The sequence below is a fragment of the Streptomyces sp. NBC_01498 genome, assembly GCF_036327775.1.
Classification (GTDB): domain Bacteria; phylum Actinomycetota; class Actinomycetes; order Streptomycetales; family Streptomycetaceae; genus Streptomyces.
On the sequence record NZ_CP109598.1, the window covers coordinates 7,243,863 to 7,267,618 of the forward strand.

20 protein-coding genes are annotated in these 23,756 nt (G+C 70.1%); 16 read left to right on the forward strand and 4 right to left on the reverse strand.

What is annotated here, in order from left to right:
- Nucleotides 1–53: 53 nt before the first annotated feature.
- Nucleotides 54–1,907 (reverse strand): hypothetical protein, encoded by a 1,854-nt coding sequence (locus OG875_RS30835; RefSeq protein ID WP_330177523.1) that lies wholly within the window; start codon nucleotides 1,905–1,907, stop codon nucleotides 54–56.
- A 175-nt stretch (nucleotides 1,908–2,082) separates the two neighbouring features.
- Here OG875_RS30835 and OG875_RS30840 point away from each other — a divergent pair, with 175 nt between their 5' ends.
- From OG875_RS30840 to OG875_RS30855, 4 genes are all read left to right on the forward strand, one after another.
- A complete protein-coding gene (locus OG875_RS30840) occupies nucleotides 2,083–2,226 on the forward strand; it encodes a hypothetical protein (protein WP_330177524.1) in 144 nt (47 codons plus the stop codon).
- A 1,198-nt stretch (nucleotides 2,227–3,424) separates the two neighbouring features.
- Nucleotides 3,425–4,684, forward strand: a complete 1,260-nt coding sequence (locus OG875_RS30845; protein WP_330177525.1) for a hypothetical protein — start codon at nucleotides 3,425–3,427, stop codon at nucleotides 4,682–4,684.
- A gap of 116 nt (nucleotides 4,685–4,800) precedes the next feature.
- Complete coding sequence (locus tag OG875_RS30850; protein WP_330177526.1) at nucleotides 4,801–5,382, forward strand: hypothetical protein; 582 nt, start codon at nucleotides 4,801–4,803, stop codon at nucleotides 5,380–5,382.
- A 364-nt stretch (nucleotides 5,383–5,746) separates the two neighbouring features.
- Entirely contained in the window at nucleotides 5,747–6,274 is a 528-nt protein-coding gene (locus OG875_RS30855; RefSeq protein ID WP_330177527.1) for a hypothetical protein, read from the forward strand.
- Nucleotides 6,275–6,788: 514 nt separating this feature from the next.
- Here OG875_RS30855 and OG875_RS30860 read toward each other — a convergent pair.
- Nucleotides 6,789–7,742 (reverse strand): alpha/beta fold hydrolase, encoded by a 954-nt coding sequence (locus OG875_RS30860; protein ID WP_330177528.1) that lies wholly within the window; start codon nucleotides 7,740–7,742, stop codon nucleotides 6,789–6,791.
- Nucleotides 7,743–7,831: 89 nt separating this feature from the next.
- Between OG875_RS30860 and OG875_RS30865 the strand changes: the two genes are divergently transcribed.
- Nucleotides 7,832–8,614, forward strand: coding sequence for a TetR/AcrR family transcriptional regulator (locus tag OG875_RS30865; protein WP_330177529.1), 783 nt, complete (start codon nucleotides 7,832–7,834; stop codon nucleotides 8,612–8,614).
- A 520-nt stretch (nucleotides 8,615–9,134) separates the two neighbouring features.
- Nucleotides 9,135–10,661, forward strand: a complete 1,527-nt coding sequence (locus OG875_RS30870) for an NHL domain-containing protein (RefSeq protein ID WP_330177530.1) — start codon at nucleotides 9,135–9,137, stop codon at nucleotides 10,659–10,661.
- A gap of 47 nt (nucleotides 10,662–10,708) precedes the next feature.
- On the opposite strand, the gene OG875_RS30875 is transcribed toward OG875_RS30870, so the two are convergent.
- Both OG875_RS30875 and OG875_RS30880 read right to left on the reverse strand, forming a co-directional pair.
- Nucleotides 10,709–11,197, reverse strand: a complete 489-nt coding sequence (locus OG875_RS30875) for a hypothetical protein (RefSeq protein ID WP_330177531.1) — start codon at nucleotides 11,195–11,197, stop codon at nucleotides 10,709–10,711.
- A gap of 43 nt (nucleotides 11,198–11,240) precedes the next feature.
- Entirely contained in the window at nucleotides 11,241–12,338 is a 1,098-nt protein-coding gene (locus tag OG875_RS30880) for a hypothetical protein (protein WP_330177532.1), read from the reverse strand.
- A gap of 408 nt (nucleotides 12,339–12,746) precedes the next feature.
- Between OG875_RS30880 and OG875_RS30885 the strand changes: the two genes are divergently transcribed.
- The 10 genes from OG875_RS30885 (at nucleotide 12,747) to OG875_RS30930 (ending at nucleotide 23,259) form a co-directional block, all read left to right on the forward strand.
- A complete protein-coding gene (locus OG875_RS30885) occupies nucleotides 12,747–13,457 on the forward strand; it encodes a hypothetical protein (RefSeq protein WP_330177533.1) in 711 nt (236 codons plus the stop codon).
- A 67-nt stretch (nucleotides 13,458–13,524) separates the two neighbouring features.
- The gene (locus tag OG875_RS30890; RefSeq protein WP_330177534.1) at nucleotides 13,525–15,384 is read left to right on the forward strand and encodes an FG-GAP-like repeat-containing protein; all 1,860 of its coding nucleotides are present in this window, start codon (nucleotides 13,525–13,527) and stop codon (nucleotides 15,382–15,384) included.
- A gap of 690 nt (nucleotides 15,385–16,074) precedes the next feature.
- On the forward strand, nucleotides 16,075–16,548 hold the full coding sequence (locus tag OG875_RS30895; RefSeq protein ID WP_330177535.1) for a group II truncated hemoglobin: 474 nt from the start codon (nucleotides 16,075–16,077) through the stop codon (nucleotides 16,546–16,548).
- A gap of 496 nt (nucleotides 16,549–17,044) precedes the next feature.
- Nucleotides 17,045–17,629, forward strand: a complete 585-nt coding sequence (locus OG875_RS30905; protein ID WP_443079230.1) for a DUF3152 domain-containing protein — start codon at nucleotides 17,045–17,047, stop codon at nucleotides 17,627–17,629.
- A gap of 1 nt (nucleotide 17,630) precedes the next feature.
- The gene (locus OG875_RS31095; RefSeq protein WP_443079306.1) at nucleotides 17,631–17,972 is read left to right on the forward strand and encodes a DUF3152 domain-containing protein; all 342 of its coding nucleotides are present in this window, start codon (nucleotides 17,631–17,633) and stop codon (nucleotides 17,970–17,972) included.
- A gap of 17 nt (nucleotides 17,973–17,989) precedes the next feature.
- A complete protein-coding gene (locus OG875_RS30910; RefSeq protein ID WP_330177536.1) occupies nucleotides 17,990–18,685 on the forward strand; it encodes a response regulator transcription factor in 696 nt (231 codons plus the stop codon).
- Nucleotides 18,678–19,808, forward strand: coding sequence for a sensor histidine kinase (locus OG875_RS30915; RefSeq protein WP_330177537.1), 1,131 nt, complete (start codon nucleotides 18,678–18,680; stop codon nucleotides 19,806–19,808). Before OG875_RS30910 ends, OG875_RS30915 begins: the two co-directional genes overlap by 8 nt.
- 140 nt (nucleotides 19,809–19,948) lie before the next feature.
- Nucleotides 19,949–20,947: an endonuclease/exonuclease/phosphatase family protein gene (locus tag OG875_RS30920; protein ID WP_330177963.1), complete on the forward strand. Its 999-nt coding sequence runs from the start codon at nucleotides 19,949–19,951 to the stop codon at nucleotides 20,945–20,947.
- Nucleotides 20,948–21,853: 906 nt separating this feature from the next.
- Nucleotides 21,854–22,288 (forward strand): hypothetical protein, encoded by a 435-nt coding sequence (locus tag OG875_RS30925; RefSeq protein ID WP_330177538.1) that lies wholly within the window; start codon nucleotides 21,854–21,856, stop codon nucleotides 22,286–22,288.
- 710 nt (nucleotides 22,289–22,998) lie between these two features.
- Nucleotides 22,999–23,259 carry a hypothetical protein gene (locus OG875_RS30930; protein WP_330177539.1) on the forward strand — a complete coding sequence of 87 codons (261 nt, stop codon included), beginning with the start codon at nucleotides 22,999–23,001 and terminating at the stop codon, nucleotides 23,257–23,259.
- The last annotated feature ends 497 nt before the right edge of the window (nucleotides 23,260–23,756 follow it).

A 23,756-nucleotide genomic window follows, 5' to 3' on the forward strand; every position in this document is an offset into this window, starting at 1 on the left:
GCTTTCCGTGCGTCCGGCGAACAGTTGCACCGCGCGCTGTCCACGCGGTTCTGTCATTTCTCCGTGATGTGTTTCGCGATGTTCTTGGCGGCGGCGGCTGTGAGCGCTTCGGCGGCGTCGCAGAGCCGGCCGGACGGCTGTGGGGAGTGTGCGGTCAGCTGGAGGTGTTCGATGGTGGGGTTGCCGTGGGAGTTCGTGTATGTCCGGTGCGGGAGCCGTACGACGCAGCTGTCGGGGCCGTCTTCCCGGGGGGAGACGAATCCTGTTGTTCCGGCGATGTCCGCGGGCTCGCCGTTGTCCTTGAGCAGGTCGTCCCGGCTGTACTCCACCTTGACGCGGCTGCCTCCGTCGGCGCTGGACCATTCGCATTTCCAGCGGCCGAACCCCGGGTGCTTGTCGCGCGCGCTGACGCCGGGGACATGGCGGAGCGCGGCGGCGTCGAGCAGGGCGCAGGCGTCGATCCGGGCCAGTGAGTCCTGCGACGGTTCTTCGGAGCGCCTCGGTACGGGGCCGTCGTCCAGTACGGCGACCGCGTGGTCGGTGGCGGCGTCGGCCAGTTCGCACAGGTTGGGCGCCGGGGTGTCCCACTGTTTGCCGATGATCTGGATCTGTTGCCGGTCGGCGGTGGCGATGATGCGTACGCAGGCGTCCTCTTCCCGCGGGAACGAGGCGACCGTGACGTTTCCGACCGTGCGGACGGGGATTCTTTCGAACTCGGCCGGTACCGCGTCCAGGTAGACCTGGGCCTCGGCGACTTCAACACCGTTCCTCACCACCACGACGTCGCACCGGTTGATTTCTCCGTAGTCCGTCATCAACCGTGTTGTGCCGAAGCGGCTCAGTGAGGCGGAGTCGAGCAGCCGGCAGGGGTCGGCCTTGCGGGCCCCTCCCATCGTGCCCGGTTCTCCCGCAAGCGTCGGCGACGGCTTGTCGCCGTCCGGGCCCGTGCCGTCGAAACCGGTGATCACCGGCGCCACCAGGGCCGCCAGTACGGTCAGAGCCAGCCCGGTCGCGAGCGGACGCCGAAGACGTGACCAGGGTCCGAGGGACCCGGTGTGGATCTGGATGATGCTCAGGTCATGCGCAAGTTTCTCGCCCTCGCCGACGATGCGCTCCAGCCCCTGGTACTGATGGGCGAGATCCCCCTCCTGTCCCAGGACGGTCTCCCGCCTGCCGGGGAACAGGTGCCGCTGCGCAGTGTCGTCGTTCTCGCCGAGACGCAGAGCGGCGCCAACGGCCCTGCGGCGCAGCCTCTCCGTTTCGCGGCGGGCTTCCTCCACCTCCCGTTGCAGTGCCTTCCGGGCCCGCTCGGCGACGGACAGGCGGCGGCGTGCCCCTTTGAGCTCCCGCTCGGTGCGCCCCAGGTTCAGCCGGGCGTCGGCCAGGCGCTGCTGGATCTGGGCGTGGCCGGCGCTGTTGTGTTCGGTGAGGTGGTGTACGGAGTTCTGCGCGTGGGCGCACATCATCAGCAGCAGCGCGATGACGGCCCGCGCCCGCTCGTCGGCGTCGCGAGCGTCCGCGAGTATCGCCTGGGCGTCCGTCAGGAGCTGGTGGGCCGTGATCATTTCGCGGTCGGCGACCTGAGCTTTCCCTACGCCGCCACTGGCGTGGGTGGCCCGTTCCTCGGCGATGGCCGGCACGTGGAGCCTTTTGGCGTGGGCGAGGTCCAGCTCCCGCTTCTTGGCGTCCGTGCCGCACACGTACTCGACCACCTGGCGCAGGCGGCGGAAGGGGATGACCTGCGAGCCGTTCAGGTACTCCGCCCACAGGCTTTTGTTTCCGTTGAACTGCTGGGCGAAGGAACGGGCTGTCGTCAGGTCCCTGCGTGAGCCCAGCTGAAGCAGGAACTCCGCCAGCTCGTTGGCCTTCGGCCCGCCGACCAATGTCCTCTGCCGTCCTACCGGCATGGTTCATTCTCCCTGGTCTTGTCGGTTGTCCGCCGCTGTCCGGCGTTGTCCTGCGCCCGCGACGTTCTGATCTGCGCTGAAATACTCAATGGCGAACGGACAATCAGACCGCCCGCCACGGTTCCCCTCAAGCCGCCCCGCACACAGGGCACTTGACCAACGGGAGAACCACCCCATGAACCTCGCCCCGCTCTACGACTTCCTCCTCCACGACGTCCTGGGCAACCTGACGGCCGGCGCCCTGACCGCCCTCACCGTCCGGGCCCTCGGCACGCTCAAGCACCGCACCACCCGGAACCACGACCACACCCCCGAGTAGCCACCCGCCGGGACGAACCCCCGCCGTGCCCGGCCCGGCTGTCCCACCGGCGCGGCCGGCCGGGCATTGTCCACGGGCGCTGACCCGCATCGACGAACCTCCGAGGGCCGATGCCTTCCACGCCTTCAGCGGCATTGCTGGATCCAGAAGGTGAGGATGCCGACGGCGCCGGCCCACGGGGGACCGCGGCAGTCGGCACTGCGGCTCGGTGCACGGATCGCATGGCCCGGAGCATGGGGATCAGGGCTCACCGCCGATGTCTACGGCAATCCGTTCTCCCGCACAGCCGATTCCTTCGGGGTTCACCGGAAAGAGTCCCGCCCTTGTCGGCGACGGATATCGCAGGGCGATCGGCGGTGGTGACCGTAAGGCGATCGGCGGTCGTGACCGTGATGGTGGGGCGGCGAATGTACGGGAACCGCCGCTGGAGCCCTTGACCAGCCATCGGTGGGCGCGGCCGGGCACCGGTCGGACCGTGGTCGTGGTCAAGGGGGGTGTGATACGCGGCCCTGCGGACGGTCGGCGCGGCGGCGAGACGCTGCCGCGCGCAACTCTTGAGGACGGCCATGTGTCCAGCGCTTGAAGGCGGTTCACCTGAACGGCATCGCACGTTCGCCGGCGAATCGACTGAGGTGTCCGCCCTGCCCGACGCCCCACGCCGCCGCACTGCCCGTACCGCCGTCGCCGCTCTCGGTGCCGTCGGCCTGCCCGCACTGGGCGTGACGCCCCCGCCCTCGCCACCGAGCCCGATGTGCCGATACTCCTCGGCGGGGTCGCACCCATCGACGGCGCGACACCGGGGAGCCCGCTGGACCTGACGATGACCGTACGGCCCGCGCCTCATCCCTGCTTGCGCGGGGCTTACGTTGGACTTGTCGGGGTGCACGTGGACGTTCATCGGGTGGCCCCGTACCCCCGCGTCTCAGCCTCAATTCATCGCCGAGGTCGTGGGCGCGGGCCGTGGAATTCCGCTTCGGGGAAGGGCTGATCGCTTCCGCGCGCACCCTCACCGACGACACCACGCTGCGGGCGGCCACCGGCCGCTGGTGACCCGAACCGACCCTGCCTGTGCGGCCGTCACGGTGTGGCCCCGATGTGCCGCGGGTACGGATACGGGATCCTGCGGGTGGTCCGGCGCGCGGGCGGACAGGTGTGGGGTGGGGTCGGCGTGCACGCTGGGCGGGGAATTCTGGCCCTGATGGGGTCCGGCGAGACGAGCCCCACGATGGTGACGCTCCACCGTGAGCTGGTTGCCCACCTCGGTCCCGAGCCGGACGCGGTGATCCTTGAGACGCCGTACGGCTTCCAGGTCAACCGGGACGCCATCTCCGCCGGCGCGCGGGCGTACTTCCGCCACAGCGTCGGGCTGAGCACTGAGGTCGCGCCCGACACCGGCACGGACGCGGACGGTGTACGCGATCAACTGCGGCGCGCCGACTGGGTGTTCGCCGGCCCCGGCAGCCCGTCGTACGCCCTGGGCCGCTGGCACGCGCAGCGCGTGGGGGAGATCCTGTGCGAGCGGGTGCGCCGGGCGTACGGCGTGACGGTGCTGGCGTCCGCCGCCGCGTGCACGGTCGGTTTCGCGGCGCTGCCGGTGTACGAGGTGTACAAGGCCGGGCATCCGCCGGTGTGGCTGGACGGGCTCGACCTGCTGGGGGCGCTCGGTCTGCCGGTCGCGGTGATCCCGCACTACGACAACGCCGAGGGCGGCACGCACGACACCCGCTACTGCTATCTCGGCGAACCCCGGCTGGCCGTGCTCGAACGTGAACTTCCCGACGAGAGCGCCGTCCTGGGGATCGACGAGCACACCGGGCTGGTCGTGGACCTCGACACGTCGCTGGCACGCGTGTGGGGGAGGGGCGTGGTGACCGTACGGCGGCGGGGCGTCAGCGTCCCGGTCCCCGCCGGCACCGTTCTGCCTCTGGACCAGCTCCGCGATCTGGTGAGCGGTCAGGGCTCCAGGAGCACGGCACCCGGTGCGGTTCCCGTTCCGCGCCACCCGTCCGGCGGCCTCGGTGAGTCCCCGGCCAGTAGCCCGGTCACGCTCCAGGAGGCGGTCGCCGCATCCGAGTCGCGCTTCGACAGAGCGCTGGCGGCACGCGACGCCGAGGCGATGGTGGCCGCCATCCTCGACCTGGAGGCGGTGATCGCCGCCTGGGGCGCCGACATGGAGGAGGACCAGGGCGGTGAGTGGGCGCGTACGGTCCTGCGCGGCATGATCCGCCGGTGCGTACGGCTGGTCCAGCGGGGCCTGGACGAACCGGATGCCACGCTGGAGCGGATCGTGCCTCCCCTGATCGGCCTGCGCGGACAGTTACGGACGCGGGGCGCGTACGAGGCGGCCGACCGGTTACGCGACGCGCTCGCCGCAGGCGGGGTGAGCGTCCACGACACGCAGGGCGGCAGCGAGTGGCACCGTACCCAGAAGGGCGCGGCGGCGCCGTCACCGGAGTGAGGAGACCGTGCGGGTGCCGCTCGGCGCGCAGTTGCACATGATGTGCAATAAGATCCGGGCAGGTGGCGGGCCGGGTCGGCCGTCCGACCGCCCGACGATTCAGGAGCCGTCGCACGATGACGTCCACCCCCGCTGTCACCACCGCCCCTGCCCCGGCCGCGTACGACGCGTCGCCTCCCGTCCTCGTCGAGGTCCTGCTGCTGCGGCACGACCCGGCCGAGGGCTTCGCCTACCGCCGGCTGATCACGGGGCTCGCCGGCCGGGCCCGTCCCGACGACACCGCGCGGCGTCTCGCACTCCTGGCGGAAGACGACGACGCCCACCTGGTGCACTCCACCAGCTGGCGCGCGACCGACGACGGGCGGATCGTCCTGACCTACCTCGTCCATCCGGACCCGGCGCCCAACCTGCCCGGCATCCCGCTGCCCGACCCGCACGCCGTCGCCCGCTCCCCGAAACCCGGCCACCCCGCCCCGCCCGATCTGCATCCCCGCCACGTCGCCGCGCACGCCGTCAGGCATCTGGCCTTCCTGGCGCGCACCGACCCGGTCGTGGCCACACATCTGGCCGCGCACGGCGGCACACGGGAACCGCCCGGTGGCGCCTTCGACAGCCCCTTCGACGATGCCCTCAGCGGCGCGCTCGACAGCCTCGCCGGCTCGACCGCCGGACAACTCCGCCGCGTACAGGCTTCCTAGGACGCGGCCCGTCAGCCACGCCCCGCACCGGGCGACCGGCAACCCGTTCGGCCGATGAGTCGTTGCGGGCGCCGCCGTACTCCTGGTGCTCCGCGAGCAGCTCGACGACTCATTTATGGATATTCGTCGCGTAGCCATCGCCGATCAGGGCGCCTCCGGCACGGACGTTCCGATTGCCCACCGAGACCGTACGAAGGGCCCCGTCCTTTCAGCTTGGAGTCCTCGATGAGGGAAGAGTCAGCCCCGTAAGCCAGGCGCCTGCGGGGTGCACGCGGTGTTGACCGGAGGGAGAGCGGTTGCACATCCTTGGGCACGCACTGCCGCTGGTTGCCGAAGTCGTGCCGACCCCGGGAGGGGATGACCCATGCGCAAGTCACCGACGATGGCTCTTGCAGGCGCCCTGCTCGCTCTCGGCTGGTCGCTCGTGGGGACCGGGAGCGCCGGGGCCGCCGGGAGGGGGCAGCCGGGCGCGGACACGGCGCAGGCCGCGGCCAATCGCGTGGTCTGCTACCAGGCGCACGTCGCGGGCATCGGCTGGGAGAACGCGTACTCCTGCAACGGAGCGACGGCGGGAACCACGGGCGAGGGCAGGGCCGTGGAGGCGCTGCGATTCGTCACGATCGGCATGTCCGGTCTGTGCGCGCGTGCGCACGTCTCCACGATCGGCTGGCAGTCCTGGATCTGCGCCGGGGACAACGCGACCCTGGAGATCGGCACCACCGGCCGGTCCCTCACGATCGAGGCCGTCGAGTTCCAGACCCAGAGCGGAAGCGTGGCGGCCAACGCACACCTGAGCGGCTACGGCTGGCAGGGCTGGGTGGCGGGCGGCCGCGTCACGGTCGGCACGACGGGTGAGAACCGGTCGATCGAGGCACTCATGGTCACCCCCTGAACCGGGGCAGCCCCAGTTTGCGGGATGGATTCCCTCCTCATGGCCATGCGCACATCTCATGGCCATGCGCACATCCCCGGCGCGGTCAGCCCGCCAGCGTGCCCGCGGCGCGGTCCGCACCCGTACCGTGCCCGGAAGCCTGAGTCCAGGCACCCGGGGGGATCGGAAGCCCGGACGTGTGCAAGCCGACCTCCGTGACCGGCCCGCGACAACGTCGTCCAGGTGCAGGCCTCGTCTCGCGGGCGATACGCGCGTGGGAGCGCCCCCGTGCCGCGTGCAGGACGATCTCCGCCCGCCGCCGTAACCGGTACGGGGTCTTGCGGCCGTAGGCCATCTTCTTCAACCGCTCGCGCTCGCCGGCGGTCGCGACTCTCGGGCGGGCCGGGGCAACGGGCATGGCAGACGGGCCGATCGGGGGAAGTGGATCACAACGGGTGGCAACCTGCCGCGTCCGGTGCCTCAACGATCCGGCAAGAGGGCCACCGTGCCCACGACGCCGGAGTGCACCCGGCTGTCACTCGCCCAGCGGCTGTCCGAACACGTCCGCACCGCCTGACCGCGACTGTCGGACCGCCATGTCGCCGACCTGGCGGGCGATGTCGGTCCACAGGGCGGCGGGGAGGTCGTGGCCGACGCCTGGGTAGGTCACCAGGCGGGCGCCGTCGATGGCCCGGGCGGTGGCGCGGCCGGCGCTGACGCGCAGGATCGGGTCCTGCTCGCCGTGCAGGACCAGGGTGGGTCGGCGCAGGTCCTTGAGCCTGGCTCCGTGCCACTGGGCGCCGATCTGGCGGCTCTGCGCCTTGTTGTCGCGCGGGCCGCTGTCCACGTCGGCCTCGACCCAGGCGCGGGCCGCGGCCTCGTCGAAGGGGTAGCCGGGGGAGGCGATGCCGCGCCAGACGGTGAGGGCGGCCTCGATGTCGCCCTCGCGGCCCTCGGGGAACTTGGTCCGGGCGAGCTTGGCGAGCAGGCCGAACCGCAGATGGCGCAGGACCCCCAGGCCGGAGACGTCGCTGGGTAGAGCCGCCGAGGAGGTGACGCTGAGTACCCGGTCGGGGTGTCGCAGCGCGAGCCGCTGGGCGATCGCGCCGCCCAGCGAGTGGCCGAAGACGTGGGCTCGCTCCCAGCCGAGTTCGTCCATCACAGCGATGGCGTCGTCGGTCATGTCCTCGGAGGTGTAGGCGTCCCCGCGCTTGGCGAACAGGGCCTTGAAGGGGTTGGTGCCGGCGGTGTCCGGCATCCGGGTCGACTGGCCGGCGTCGCGCTGGTCGTAGCGGGCCACGGCGAACCCGGCGTCGGCGAATGCCTGGCACAGTCCGGCCGGCCACCAGAACCGTGCGGTGGCCAAGCCCATGATGAGCAGCAGCGGTTCGCCCTCGGAGCCCTTCAGCTGGTCGAAGGCCACCTGCACGTCGCCGTTGTCCGCATACCGGGTCGATGTCCACTCCTGCTGCGGCTGTATCCGGGGCAATGTCGGCTGCCTTCCATCTACTGCGATTCATGTTCGCAGTTCATGCGGCCTAAGATACTGCATACGCCGTTCGCAGAACAGGAGGGGTCATGACCGAGCCGACCACCCACAGCATCTGGCTGCGCCCCGAGCGCGCCGGACGCGGCCCGGCGCCCGCGTTCGACCGCGACCGCATCGCCGCCGCCGGGATCGCCCTGGCTGACGCGGACGGCCTGACCGCCGTCACCATGCGGGCCGTGGCGCTCGCCCTCGGGGCCGGACCGGCATCCCTCTACCGCTATGTGGCCACCCGCGACGAACTGCTGGAACTGATGATCGACCAGGTCAACGGCGAGATCTCCTACGCCGCACTCGGCTCCGGACACTGGCTCGACGACCTGCTCGCCCTGGCCCGGCAGAGCAGGGGCGTCTACCTCGCGCACCCATGGCTGCTCGACGCGACCGCGACGAGGACCCCCGTGGGGCCGCGCGCGGTCACCTACCTGGAGCACGCCCTGGCCGCGCTGGCCGACCTCGACGTCAGCCCCCGGACCAAGCTGGAGGCCATCGCGATCCTCAATGCCGTCGTCTCCACTCTGACCCGCGCCGAGGTGATCCAACGTCTCGCCGGGCAGACCATCCCGCAGTGGCAGCAGGCCCAGACGGAATATCTCACCCAGGTCGCCATGGCGGGCCACCACCCGCACCTCGCCGCGGCCTTGACCGGGCAGCCGCCCGAGACCGAGGACTCATCGGAATCGCTCCTCGACCGCATCCTCACCCGCGTGCTCACCGGGCTCCTTCAACGCGCCGGCACCGGAGCGACCTCCGTGTGCGGACGCGCGGAGGCAGAGCCACCCGCGGCCAATCCGGGGGCGACCGCAACCTCCTGATGTCTCATCGGGAGAGTCTGCCCCGAGCGCTCAGCCCCGCGAGGCTCCGCCCCCTCACAAACGACCATCTGTGAGAGTGGCGACAGGCAGTTTCGGCGGCACCCCGGAAGGTACCCAGACTGCGCCTGCGGCCTCTGCCCGGCCGTCCCCGAGATCTGACCGGACTTCACACACAACGGCAGCGGGAGCCAACCCCCGAAGGACTTCGAGCGCCGCCACTACGTGCGCCGAAGATCATCCGATCTGGTGGCAAGCGCACGGGTCACGGCGTCACTGACTTTGCCTCCGCCGGCGGGTGCCGATCGGTCCGGGGGGCGGTACGGCCGCCGGATCCCGCATCTCACACGGCCCTGTTCGTCGGCCGACGGATGCGCGGCAGGGGTGCGGGCGAGGCGGAGACCACTGTCAACTCCCGTCAGCCAACCCGGAAGTGGGCTTGCGACCACCACACTCCTGTGACTATCTGGAGTTACCTAACAACTGCTTGTAGTGGGCGGTTGGTCGATGGCGAAGGATGACGATGAGCACTGTCCAGGAACCAGCCGCAGCTCCCGAGCAGGCCGCCCCTGCGATCAGCACGGTGGCGGGGAGCGGGGTCGCGGGATTCGCGGGGGACAACCAGCCTGCCGTTGCGGCTCAGTTGAACCATCCGTACGGAATCGCTGTGGACGGCGCGGGAACCCTCTACTTCTCCGACCGCAACAACCACCGGGTCCGGAAGATCACGACCGACGGGAGGATCAGCACGGTCGCGGGGACCGGGGTCGCGGGTCACGGAGGTGACAACGGCCCTGCCTCTTCGGCCCGGTTGCACTTCCCCCGGGGGCTGCTGCTGGACGGCGCGGGCACGCTCTACATCGCCGACAGCGGCAACCACCGGATCCGGAAGATCACAACTGACGGGACGATCAGCACCGTCGCCGGCACGGGCGCCAAGGGTTTCAGCGGTGACGGCGGCGCTGCCACCGCCGCCCAGCTGAACTGGCCGTACGCGATGGCGGTGGACAGTGCCGGGGTGCTCTGGTTCTCCGATTGCGTCAGTCATCGGGTCCGGAAGATCACAGCCGACGGGAGGATCAGTACGTTCGCCGGCACCGGCACCGCGGGCTTCAAGGGTGACGGCGGCGCCGCCACCGCCGCCCAGCTGAACCACCCGTCGGACCTCGTGGTGGACAGCGCCGGCAATCTCTACATCGCCGAGATCACCAACCACCGGGTCCGGAAAGTGGCGGCGGACGGGAAGATCAGTACGTTCGCCGGCACCGGCACCGCGGGCTTCGGCGGTGACGGCGGGCCGGCCGCCTCGGCCCAGCTGAACAAGCCGATCGGGCTGCTGCTGGACAGCACCGGCAGCCTCTACATCGGCGACTCCGTGAATCACCGGGTCCGGAAGATCACGGCGGACGGGACGATCAGTACGTTCGCCGGCACCGGCACCGCGAGCTCCGGCGGTGACGGCGGCCCCGCAGCCTCGGCCCAGCTGAACAGCCCGACCGGGCTCGCCGTGGACTGCGTGGAGAACCTCTACATCGGCGACCTCCTCAATCACCGCATCCGGAAAATCCCGTCGGCGAGGATGGCCGGGCTGCCCGAGTCGGGCACCGTGGTCTCCTGGGCGAATGTCCGCAGCAGGCTGCGGATGGGAGTCCTGCGTGAGTCGACCAAGGACGGGGCCGAGATCCACCAGGCCCTCCCCGCTCCCCGGGACCACCAGCGGTGGCGGCTGGTCGTGGCGGGCCAGGACGACGGCGAGGTCCTGTACACGATCGAGAACGTGCGCAGCGGCAGGGTCCTGGAGGTCGTCGACGCACAGGAGCGGGCCGGAGCGGTCGTGGCGCAGCGTGCCTACGAAGGCGGTGAGGCGCGTCACCAGCAGTGGAGGCTGATCCCGGTGGGCTCGGCGAGCGGCTCTCAGCGGGTGTACGAGATCGCGAACCGGAACAGTGGTCTGCTTCTGCGCGTGGACACCAACGCCCGGGTGGCGATCAAGCAGCACGGTGCGGAGGGCGACCACCGGGGCCGGCAGTGGGAGTTGCTTCCCGTCTGACGCACGTGGGGGCAGGGGCGGCTTCGCCCCTGCCCCCACGGGGCCGGTCACGGGGATGCGGGCGGGTCCTCGGCGGCCGGTTTGGTGGCCTTGGGGGTTTCCGGGGCCTTGGGAGCCTTGGTGTAGTCGCTCTTCTTCGGCCGGTCTTCCAGGTCCTGGTCCTTCTGGAGTCCGCTGTGCTCGGTCACGGTCGCGCTCGACTGCTGCATGCCTGCTGAGGCCGCGGCGGACACCGAGCCGGGGTCCTGGGCGTACTGGGCCTGCTGCCCGGCCGATGTCTGGGTGGTCTGGATGAAAGAGCCGAGGAAGCCGAGGATGGCCCGTGCTTCGGGCGCCTGTTCCTGCACGATTTTCGCGCGGGAGGAGGCGCCGTGGATCGCGCTGGTGAAGAGGCTGGTGCTCCGGTCGTCGTACGTGTCGTCGTCGGCGTCCTCGAAGTCGACGCCCGCCCCCGGTTCCGGCCTGGCGCCGCTGGTGGTCACCGAGAAGAGCCCCGCGCCCCTGCCGGCGGAGTTGAAGATGTTGTCGAACACCATGGTCCTCGTCCCTTGTTGTCGTCGTGGGGGTGTGGCGCGCCGGTCAGGGCTGCTTGTGCGGAGCTCGCCGGCTGTCGGCGAGGCTTTCGACGTCGAACATCGTGTGGTGGACCTCCAGGGCGGACACGACTTCGGCCAGGCCCTTCATGCGGAAGCCGCCGCCCGCCAGGTCGAGGTCGCCGATGTCGCGGGCGACCAGCTCCGCGAGGCCGGGGTAGTCCCCGTTCTGCGGCGGAGACAGGACCGCGACGGGCACGTCGTACCGCACCGCGAGCAGTCCGGAGAAGGTCACCGGGATCTCGTAGGAGTACTGCTTGCGGGTGCGCCGCTGGGTGGCGATGGTCTCCACGCGGGAGCCCGGCGGTACCTCGCCGGAGATCTGCGAGTTCGAGGCCCAGCTGGTGTTCAGCGTGCCGCCGACGGAGCCCATGATGCCCAGCATCAGCTGGGCGTTGAGCTCGGCGGTGCCGGTGGCGCTGCCAGTGGTCGTGAAGGCCGCCGAGGTCGTCACCGAGTTCGCCGCCGAGTTCGCCACCGCGTTCGTCGTGCCGACCTCGGTGGCGTTGGCGTTGTCGCTCCCCTGGTCGTCCTTGCTGTTCTCGTTGGTCACGGTGGTCGTGTTCTTGATCGCCACGTCGTTCTGGAGCTGCGTCTGCAACTGCGTCCCGAGGTCCACCTGGAGCATGTTCTGCAGCTGCAACTGGAGTTCCGCGCTGACGCTGCCGCCGAAGGTGAGCTGCGCATCTCCCTGAAGCGTCCAGGTGACCTCGTTCGACACGGTGAACTGGATCGAGTCGGTGAAGGTCATCGGGGTCGCCTGGCTGCGGTTGACGTAGGTGCGCGAGGAGAACGTGTCGGGAGGAGGCTGGTGGATGTTGCGCCGCTCCTCGATCAGCGGCTCCCCGAGGTTCATGTAGGCGAGCCAGCCGAGCTGGGTCGCGGTCCCGGGGAAGGACCCGAACCGCGACTTGTTCACGGAGAACCCGACGGGCTTGTGCCGGACCCCGTAGTCGTCGACGTAGACCAGGTTGGGGTGGTCCAGGACCGACTGCCAGGTCTGCTCGATGTTCAGTTCCCGCAGGTTCTTCTTCGTCAGCGGGAGGCGCTTGGCCCGGTCCAGGTTGTACGCGTGGGAAGGCAATGTATGTCCTCAGACTGATCCGGTCGAACTGCGCCCGGTGAAATTGGAGACTGGTGTCTGCGCAGGTTCCGACAATCGAAGCTATCACGAGCCATATTGCCCGAGAAGACATCTTCGGGCGCCACCCTCAATCGGGTGATGACGATTGGCTGACTGCTTTCCGAGGCGTCGGAGACAGTATCCGGAGAGATGATCGATCATTCGATCGATAAATGCTGTTCTTTTCCACCTGCGAGTGCTTTCGCCTGGCCATTTGCCGCCTTTGGGCGAATTTTCTTCGGTCGCCTATTCGCTTTCGAATTCATTTCGATCGAGACTGGCTGGCATTCGGCAATAGGCCGTGATAAACCACTTCACTGAGTTCACGATGCGTTGTTCTCCCCATCCAGGACAGGTGAGGTTTCCGCGATGTACACCCAAGAACGCACGACTATGTCGAATTTGGTGGTCGGCGGGCCGGTGGCGGTGAACAGCTACGACAACGCGATCGTGGCGGCGCTGGTCGAGAACCGCCCGGTCATGCTCGTCCACGCCTTCAACGGCGGCTACCTGCGGCCTGCCGAGCTGAAGGAGGAAAGCCACGACAAGGGGGTCAAGCTGGCCACCGCGCTCGACCCGGCCACCAAGGAGGCGCAGGGCCACCTCTGGTACGTCACCCCCGGCGGCTTCTTCGGCCAACGGCCGCTCTACTACCTCGAAAGCGCCGCCGGCCAGGTGACGCCCAAGCCCGTCGACGCCGACGGCGGGCGCGGTGACGACGGGGCGCCGAAGCCGCAGCGCAGGCGGATCACCGCGCACCAGGAGGCGCCGAAGAGCACGGCCGACACCGTCCAGGTCGGCCTTCCCGGCAAGGTCGGTGACAAGTGGCGCGGGAAGAACGGCGCGGCCGAGGACACCCAGCTCTGGGTCGTCACGGTGACGCCGTGGGGCGGGATCACCTTCGTGCCCATCACCCACCCCGACGCCATCCTCGGGTTCAAGGACCACGCGGTGACCGGCGACAGCGAGGTGCGGCTCACCTACAACTGGGGCGGGGACTTCACCGGCACGGTCATCAACACCTTCTACCCGCGGCTGCCCAGCGAGTGGAACGTCCCCTACCACCACGTCTTCACGTGATCCGCGGCCATCACCGCACCGTATCCCTCCCGAGTCCACGCCCGCACCCCCTGGAAGAGGCACCACGATGCCCGTGCCCACGGAAGAACTGAAGCTGGAGATCGTCAACGCCGCCACGGGGAAGACACTCGGCACGAAAGCCACGCCGAACGCGGACGGGGCGCTCGTCGTCCGCGACTTCCCCGAAAGCGGCCCGAGGCCGGAGCAGTGGCAGCTCGCCCCCGTGGATGCCGCACTGGACGACGGCATCTACGTGATCCGCAACGCGGTCGGCGGCAAGGTGCTCGACAACCCCGCCGCCGCGGACCAGAGCGTCCGACAGTGGGCCGCCACCGCCGGCAAGAAGGGCCAGCACTGGCATGTCGTCCCCGTCGACGGCGAACCGGGCCTCTACTTCATCGAGAGCGAGAGCGACGGCTGCGTTCTCGACCTGCCCGATCCCGAAGAAGACGGCGAGAACGGTGGGGCGGGCGAGGACAGCACCCCGATCGTCCTGCGCGAGCACGACGACCAGACGGAGCGCCAGCGGTGGCGGCTCGTTCCGGCCCAGCCCGAGCGCACCAGCGACGCGGTGCTGCGCTGGGCGCAGCTGAGCCACTGGAACGGCCGCCGGTCCTGGCGGCTGGTCAACTCAACCGCCTTGCGTCCGGCACCCGACGCGGCGCCGTCCTTCAGCGATGTCCTGCTGGTCCTCGACCGGTTCGGGAGCGACCAGGAGGCCGGCGGGTGGAAGGACGCCAAGATGCCCGGCGCTTCCTTCGGGCAGCCGGGCCGGTGGGCCGGGCCCGGTGACCGTTTCCTCGCCGACGTCACGGGAACAGGGCGCAACGACATCGTGGGCCTCAAACCCGCGAAGGGCGTCGTGACCTCGCTGGGCAGAGGCGACGGCACGTTCGACCAGGACGAAAGTGTCCTCCACCCTCCGTGGCCCTCCCCGAGCCCCGAGGACCTGTGGACGATCGTGGACATGGCGGGCGACGGCAGGCCCGACGTCGTCCAGCTTTCCGCCGGGGGTGTCCGGGTCACCTCCCGGGAGGAGGACGGGACGCTCGCGCCCGCGGGCGGCAAACTCGTCCTCGGTGCGTTCGGCCACGGCCAACAGGCGGGCGGCTGGCGGGTCGCCAAGCACGCCCGCTTCCTCGCCGACACCACCGGCGACGGCAGGCTCGACCTCGTCGGCTGCCACGACGACGGCCTCCGGATCTCACTCCAGGACGAGGAAGGGACATTCGCACCGCTCCCCGACGAACCCGTTCTCCGGGCGTTCGGCCACGACGAGAAGGCGGGGAGCTGGCGGGTCGACAAGCACCCCCGCTTCCTCGCCGACACCACCGGCAATGGCAGGCTCGACCTCGTCGGCTGCCACGGCGACGGCGTCTGGGTGTCACTCCAGGACGAGGAAGGGCAGTTCGCCGACCCGTACTACGTCCTCGACGACTTCGGCGTCGACCAGGGGTGGGCCTCGGTGAAGGAACACCCCCGGTTCCTGGTCGGCACCACCGATGGTGGGACACCGGACATGGTCGGCTTCGGACCTCAGGGCGTCGTTGTCGCCCGCGGGCGCGGCGACGGCACATTCGAACCCGCAAAGCTCGTCCTGAACGACTTCGGGACCGCCCAGCGGTGGACGGCCAAGAAGCACCTTCGGCTCCTCGCCGACGTCACCGGCGACGGCAACCCCGACATCATCGGCTTCGGCGACGAAGGCGTCTGGGTGTCGCACAACAACGGCGACGGCCGGTTCGAGCAGGCCCAACTGGTATGCCGCGGCTTCGGGTACCACGAGGACGCGGGCGGCTGGCGGGTCGACCGTCACCCTCGCTTCCTCGCCGACATCACCGGCGACGGACGACTCGACCTCCTCGGCTTCGGAGGCCCTGGCGTGCACGTGGCCCGAAACCTCTTCCGCCGCTTCAGGACCCGATAACCCCCGACCGCCCCCACCGCAACGTCAAAGGGCGAGGTCGCCACCGGAGCCGCCGGCCTGCGCCTATGACGTGGCTGGGGTGGCGTCCGCGCAGGCTGAGGCGGCGTTGCCCGTTGGGGAGGGGGAGGCGACTGGCATGCGGGCGGCGGCCGACCACAACACCTGCTGGCCGGTGAGGTATCCGCCCGCATGCCGATCCGGATCGGCGAGGCGGTCGCGGCCCATGGCGCGGTACGGGGAACACCGTTCCACGCGCAGTTCTGGCCTTCGCCCTGGCCGCAGGGGCGGGGGCCGGCCTGGCCCCGGGATTCGCCGCATCGCCGTGTCGGGAGCTGATACTGGGCGACCTCTCGTATTCACCTGCCATCTGTTCTCAGGTGCGAGGGACTTGTCGGAGAGCACGGTGTCCGCCCCGCTGGCGTCGGCCTAGCCCAGGCCGGTGACCAGCGGTTCTGTCATTTCACTCAAGGCCCACTCGACGCCTGCGCGGCCACACTCGTCTGGACAGATCCCAAGCCTCTCCCGGCCGGGTAAGAGCCCACACCCCGAATCCCCGGGCCCCGGGGTCGGATCGGGTTGGTGGTGGCGCGGTCGGCGAGGGCCGTGTCATCGATCGCGGGCGGTCGGCAGCGGCCATGATGGTGTGCTGTCAGCAGCAGGCCGCCCTGGGACCGTTACCGGAGGAGCAGCATGACCGAGCATTCCGGACCGCTGGTGGACGCCGTCGGCGGGAGTGAGGCGCTGCGCCGGCTGAGCAGCACTTTCTACGACGCTGTTCTGGCCGACCCACTGCTTGCGCCGGTCTTCGTCGACTTCACCCCCGCCCACGTCGAACACGTCGCCATCTGGCTTGCCGAGGTCTTCAACGGCCCCACCGGCTTCACCGACAGCCTCGGGGGCCATCAGGCCCTGCTCCGGGCTCACCTCGGATTGTCGATCACCGAGGAGCAGCGCCTGCGCTGGATGGAGTTGATGACCGCCGCTGTCGAGAGGGAACTGCCCGCCGACCAACTGCTGCGGCGCCGAGTCATGGAGTACTTCGACTGGGGCACCCAGATCGCCCGGGACGTGTCGGCCGAACCGGTGGGGGCGGATCTCGGCGACCCGGGACCGACACCCCGGTGGGGCTGGAACGGCCTTATCCGGGCCGAAGACCGCCCCTGACCTGCGCCACTACACCCTCAGGCGGAGCGGGGCTCCGGGCGGAGCCCTGGCCGGCGTCGCGTTCGAAGACGGCGCCGGTGGACTTCACCCGGGCGATCGCGCGCATCCCGACCCCAGGCAGAACTCTCGACGCAGAACCCCGAAGCCGTCGTTCTTCGAAGAATGCACGACTCGGGCACCATCGTCTTCGACTCGGCCGGCAACACCGGCCAGGCCGCCGTCGTTCTGCTCGGCAAGGGCGGGCCGCATGTCGTCTTCGGCTGGTCCGGCGCGGGCCTGCTCGACGGCGAACCGCTGACCCGCGCGGAGGATGAGCAGGCGGCCCGGGGGCCTGAGCCCCCGAGGCCCGGACCAGAACCGCCTGATCCGGGCCTCGCGCCGATCCGTCGCGCACCCCTCCGCCTCCGGTCGGCGCGCCTCCCCGGACGGCCGTCTGTCGCGGGCGTATCGAAGAGCGGATACGTCGCCGCAACAGCCCGCCATGTCCAGTGGAGACATGGCCCGCACCCCTTCGTCGCAGACGGACACCTCCGTACGGCCCCGGAACCCCTTTCCCGCGTCCGGACAGATCCGCGCCAGGCCGCGCGCCCACCGGGCACACCGGCGACACGGCGGGACGACCGCCGTCATCGCGCTTGTGGCCCTCGGCTCGGCCTCGGTCCACCTGGCGCTCGGCCGCGAAGCGCCCGGCCCGGCCGACCGCCTGTTCCCCCCGTCGACCGGAGAGCCCCGGGACAGCCGCGCGCCGGGCTCCACGGATCCGGCTTTGACCGTGACGCCCGTACCGCCGTCCGGCCCCGGCCCCGGCACCTTCACCGTCGCCGTATCCGGTGCGGAGCGCGTGGGCGCCGGGAGGCCGTACCGGGTCGAGGTCGAGGACGGCACCGGCGTGAGCCCTGACGAGACCGCCGAGCGGATCGCCGCCGTCCTCGACGACGAGCGGGGGTGGGCGCACGGCGGCGACATCACCTTCCGGCAAGTCGCCGACGAGAGCGCCACCCTGGTGATCCGCGTCGCCACACCGCACACCGCACACCGCCGACCGCATCTGCGCGACCGGCGGCCTCGACACCGGCGGTGAGCTGAACTGCCGGGTCGGTCCGACGGTCGTGGTCAACCTGCGGCGCTGGCAGCTCGGGTCACCCGAGTTCGAGGGACCGCCCGACGAGTACCAGGCACCGATCATCAACCACGAGGTCGGCCACTGGCTCGGGTACGGCCACCGCACCTGCCCCGGCACCGGAAGGCCCGCCCCGGTGATGATGCAGCAGATCAAGGGGCTGCACGGCTGTGTCTCCAACGCCTGGCCGTACGGCGAGGACGGCACGTTCCACGACGGCCCGCGCGGAGGCCGAGACGGCGGGTCACGGCGAGCGCGCACGGCGACCGCCGGGGGATATCAATACGCCCCCGATACGCGGTGACTCGTAGTCTCGCCATCATGCGCGTGCTGATCGTCGAGGACGAGCCCTACCTGGCCGAGGCCATCCGTGACGGCTTGCGCCTGGAAGCGATCGCGGCGGATGTCGCGGGTGACGGCCACACCGCCCTGGAACTGCTGAGCGTCAACACCTACGGGATCGCCGTCCTCGACCGCGACATCCCCGGCCCCTCCGGCGACGAGATCGCCCGGCACATCGTCGCCTCCGGCAGCGGTCTGCCGATCCTCATGCTCACCGCCGCCGACCGGCTCGACGACAAGGCGTCCGGATTCGGCCTCGGCGCCGACGACTACCTCACCAAGCCGTTCGCACTGCGGGAACTGGTCCTCAGGCTCAGGGCGCTCGACCGCAGACGCCCGCACAGCAGGCCGCCGGTACGGGAAGTCGCCGGCCTGCGGGTCGACCCGTTCCGCAGAGAGGTCCACCGCGACGGCGCCTACGTCGCACTCACCAGAAAGCAGTTTGCCGTCCTGGAGGTCCTCATCGCCGCCGAGGGCGGGGTCGTCAGCGCCGAAGAGCTGCTGGAGCGGGCCTGGGACGAGAACACGGACCCGTTCACCAACGCCGTACGCATCACGGTCTCGGCCCTGCGCAAGCGCCTGGGCGAACCGTGGATCATCACCACGCTGCCCGGCTCCGGCTACCGCATCGACATCCGGCGGTCCGGCGGAACCGAGGGAGGACACCGTGCCTAGGACACCCGGACTGAGCGTACGGACCAAGCTCACCCTCAGCTACGCCGGATTCCTCATGGTCGCCGGCGGCATGCTCCTCGCCGCGGTGTGGGTGTTCCTCCTGCGTTACGTCCCCGACCGCGCCATGCTCAGCACAGCCGAGAACGGCCTGACCGGGGGCGTCTTCCCCGTCAGGTCCCGGCTGCTGGACGTCTTCGCCCCGAGGGCGGCCGGGGTCATGGCGTTCCTGCTGGTGTTCGGGCTGGTCGGGGGGTGGCTCCTGGCCGGACGGATGCTGGCGCCGCTGACCCAGATCGCGGACGCCACCCGTACGGCCACCACGGGATCGCTCTCCCACCGGATCCGGCTCCCCGGCCGCAACGACGAGTTCCGCGAACTCGCCGACGCCTTCGACTCGATGCTCGGCAGACTGGAGGAGCACGTCGCCGAGCAGCGGCGGTTCGCCGCCAACGCCTCACACGAACTCCGCACCCCGCTCGCGGTCTCGCGGGCCCTGCTCGACGTGGCCCGCGCCGACCCGGGCCAGGATCTCGGCCGGATCGTCGAACGGCTGCACACCGTCAACACCCGCGCGATCGACCTCACCGAGGCACTGCTCGTCCTTGCCCGCGCCGACCGGCAGACCTTCACCCGGGAGCCGGTCGATCTGTCCCTGCTCGTGGACGAGGCCGTCGAGACGCTGCTCCCGCTCGCGGAGAAGCGCGGCGTCACCGTCGAGACCTCCGGCGACATCGCCACGGCCGCCGGATCCCAGGCGCTCCTGCTCCAGCTCACGACCAACCTGCTGCACAACGCGATCGTGCACAACCTGCCGGGCGACGGCACCGTGCGGATCGTGACCGGCGCTGGCGACGGCCCCGGGACGACGGCGCTCACCGTCGAGAACAGTGGCGAGCCGCTCACCTCCGGGCTGGTCGCCACGCTCACCGAGCCCTTCCGCCGGGGCAACGAGCGCGTCGGCGGCAACGACGCCGGGGTCGGACTCGGCCTGGCGATCGTCCAGCGGATCACCGAGGCACACGAGGGATCCCTCACGCTCACTCCACGCACCGAGGGCGGACTGCGCGTACGTGTTCACCTGCCCGCCCCCTCGGCACCTCTCGACAGGACGACCGACCGGTGAGCGAAGCCCTACGGGAATCCGCGGACGCGCGGCAGCGAGTCGACGGCGCGCGGGGCGCGGCCACCGAGGACGCGAGGACCGAGGGAACCGGTCCGTACGGAACCGGTCATCCCCGGGGCCGGGCAACCTGGCGCGCCAGGATACGCCGGGCGGCAGTCGCCCTCGCACGACCCGGCCCCTGGCGGCGCGGCCCAGTGTCGGCCGCGCTGACCCTGCTCCTCGGCCTGGTCATGCTGGCGCACCGAGGCATACCCGACGTGGGCGGCCTCGGCAGCCTGGTGGAGACGTTCCTGCCGTGGCTCGGCCTGCTCGTACCCGTGTTGCTCGCCCGGGGGCTGTGGCGGCGTTCCGCCTCGACGATGGTCGCGCTGCTGCTGCCCGCCTACGCGTGGACGAGCCTCTTCGGCGGGCTGCTCGCCGACAAGTCACGGCCCGGCGGTGATCTGACCGTGGTCAGCCACAACGTCGGCGCCGACAACCACGACCCGGCCGGCACCGCGCGGGACCTCGCCGCCTCGGGGGCGGACCTGCTGGCGCTCCAGGAGATGACGGCACGGGGCGCCGCCACGTACGAGAGGGAGCTGGCGGGGACGTACCTGTACCACGAGGTGCGGGGCACCGTCGGGCTGTGGAGCAAGCTGCCACTGTCGGACACCCGGCCAGTCGACGTCCTGCGCGGGGATGTCGGTTCCCTCGCCCGGACACGGGCGGCCGCCATCCCGCCGGACGCCCCCCGGGCGCTGCGCGCCACGGTGACCACCGACCGTGGGCCGCTGGCGGTGTACGTGGCGCACCTGGGGTCGGTCCGGGTGATGCCACGGGGCGGCTTCTGGACGGACTCGCGCGACGCCGGAGTGGTCAAGCTCGCCGAGGCCGTCGCCGACGAGAAGCTGGCGAGGGTGGTGGTGCTCGGCGACATGAACGGCACCACGGACGACCGCGTCTTCACCGGCCTCACCTCTCGGGTGCGCGCGGTGCAGGAGGAGGCCGGTGACGGCTTCGGGTTCACCTGGCCGACGGCCTTCCCGCTCGCGCGCATCGACCAGATCTTCGTCAGGGGCGTACAGCCGGCGAGTTCGTGGGTGCTCCCGCCCACCGGCAGCGACCACCTGCCGGTGGCCGCCAGCCTCGACTGGTGATCGCCGCCGGAACGCATACATCCGTGCCCTGCGGCGCGAACTCTGTCGCTCCCGCCCCGCCACGACGCGTCGCCGCTGCCGGTGAGTACGGCTCCGCCTGTCCGCTGGAACATGTCCGCTGCCCTTTCCGCCGAGCCGCCCTCCGCGACGTGGCCACGACATTACGCACGGCGGGAGCCCCGCACACCGGAGCGCGGAACCCGGCTGTGAGATGGCGCCGCACATATCTGACGGGCCACCAGACGGCTTGCCACAAACGGTGATCGCGCCGCGCGCCCGGTGCTCCGGATGCCGGAGCGGCCGCCGACCTTGATGAGGAACCTGCTCCGCCCGGGGGTTCCTCGTGGCCGCCGGTGACGGCCCAGCCGGGCGGTGAGGACCAGGAGGAGACGAGGTCGATCTCCCGTTCGGAGACCCAGAACCGCTCGGGATTCACGGCCACCAGTACGAGATCGTCCTCGAACTCACCGGGCCGGCCGGCCAGCACGAGGCGGCGCTGCGGCAGTGGGCCGACGAGCAGCTCCGCGGCCAGTACCTCAACGATCAGCTCGGTTGTATGAAGGGGCCGGAGTTTGTCTCCGTTCCGGTGTCTGGTGGCGTGGAGCGCGTCGGCTGCCGAACGCCCATTTCTACGATCCGCGCGTGGGACAGGCCCCGGTACAGAGGCCGTGAAGGTGGCACGCGGGCCGCAGCCGAGGAAGCGGCCAGGCAAGGTGCAACGCAAAGCGATCAAAAAGGCGCAGGCGGCCAAGAAGGGGGACACTGCGGCTGTGCGGCCCGGCAGCTGTCGGCGGCCGAGCGGGAGTTCGCCCGGAACAAGGCCCGGATCGAGAGTGTGCGTACTACGAGATGGGAGGTAACACCTACGGAGCACCGCAATGCCTGGCAGACTCCCTGGCTCAAGCCGTGCAGCAGCACGGTCAGACGGCGCCGGGGGGCAACATGAGTCGAGCGGGTCTGGGCTGCCTTGGGGGACTGCTCCTCATCGGATCGATGCAGGGTCTCGGGGTAGTGGTTTTGGGTATCGGGCTGCTCGGTGTCGTAGGTAAGTTCGTCGGCGAAAACGCAGCTCTGATCACCATTTATGTAGTCGCGGCGATGGGAGCAAGCTACTTCTTGCCGATCGTCGCCGCTATCTACCACCGTGAAGTCAGATGGCTATTCCTCGTGCCCCTGGCAACAACTTTCCTCTTCGCGTTTCCATCCTCCTTCGTTGCCTCATACGGGTGCAAGGACGGCCGGGAGATCGCGCCTTGGGCGATGCGCGCGATACCACTGCTGTGGCTGGGCGAGACGGTGCTTGCGCCGGAGGACGAGAAGATCTCCTGCGAGACTTTCTAGTCGTTGCAGCGACGATGTCGGATTGGATGCTCGGGAGAGGGCGACACCCGCAGGTATCGAGCCCCATGGCGAGTCAGCACGAGGCCCCGGGCCTTGTCGGCGGGTCCGGGGCCTCGCGGGGCGGGGGAGCAGCGGTCAGAAGTCGTCCCCGTAGCCCTCTCGCTCGGAGGGCGGTCCGAACCGCTTGATGGACCAGCAGGTGCAGTTCCCGCCCTCGTCACACTCCTCGTGGTGCTCCCGCACCGGCCGCTTCGTCGGGGCTGCCGACGGCGTGGTCTGCGGGACGGGCGGCTCCGGGGCGGCCTCGGCGGCCGGGGGCGGTCCCGCCCAGTTGGTGCCGAGCGCTGCAAGGGCGGCGAGTCTGGGTCCTTGCCCAGGCCGCCTTTGCGGCGGAGGTTGGCCAGACCGCAACTCTCCGGCCGTCACTTCCGCTCTCACCACCTTCTGGGACCCACACTCACGAGACGCATCTCAAATAGCCTGAGAAACAAGGGAAGTTACAAATTGGAAGCGGCGAGTCACCGCCTGGCGGAGCGTGCACCGCGTGAACCGGAAGTGAGACAACTGGAACAGCAAAAAGCCTCTTCCTCTTCATCAGGTGCCTACCCCTCAGTCCAGAGCCTATCTGACATAGATTTTGAATCACTCCATCTTGCTTGGCTGCGAGACGATACGGTTTCGAACCACGCCCCGGGGGCAACCGGCCTGTCATGGAAACCAGTGAGGGTACCGAAGAAGCGATTCCGACCCAGGGGGACGAGCATCATGTCGTCCTCAGCGCCGACACCAACGGTGACGGAAAGCCCGATGTCTGGATGACGGACACGACCGGCGACGGCAAGGCGGACCTCTACCAGTTCGACACCACCGGTGACGGGGAGATCGACGTGACGGTGGTGGAAGGAGCCGAGGAGCCCGGAACCGACCGGCTCGTAGTTGAGGGAGACGGCGGCCACCCTCAACAGGTGTGAGCCCTCGTACGACTGCGGCCGGGTTCACGACCCCACCTTCTTGCTGCCGAGTCGTCAGTCCCGCGGGTGCGCCACGCTCCGCGTGGCGCACCCGCTAAGGGGCTTTTTAGTGGTTCTGGAGGCGCAGCCGGAAGGGATCGCTGGGGTGGGGGAGCGCAGCGGACCCACTGAGGAGCGCGCAGCGCTCCTCAGCCTCCGTACCGATCAACCGGGTTCAGGCAGGGCCGGCTTCGCCTGGAACGGGCTTTATCGGTCCCGAAGCGCAGCGTAGGGAGCAGGCCGGAAGGCGCAGCGCAGAAACTGGGCGAGAAGCGCAGCGTAGAGACCAAGCGGGAAGGCGCAGGGCAGTCCCTGCGAAGCAGGGAGCAGATCCGAAGCAGGAGTCAGGCCCTTGCGAAGCAAGGGGCGCGGGAGCGCAGCGAACGCGGGGAGCGCAGCGAACCGCTTGGCATCCGCGAAGCGGATGCCTTCGCTTGTACATCGCGCAGCGATAGTAC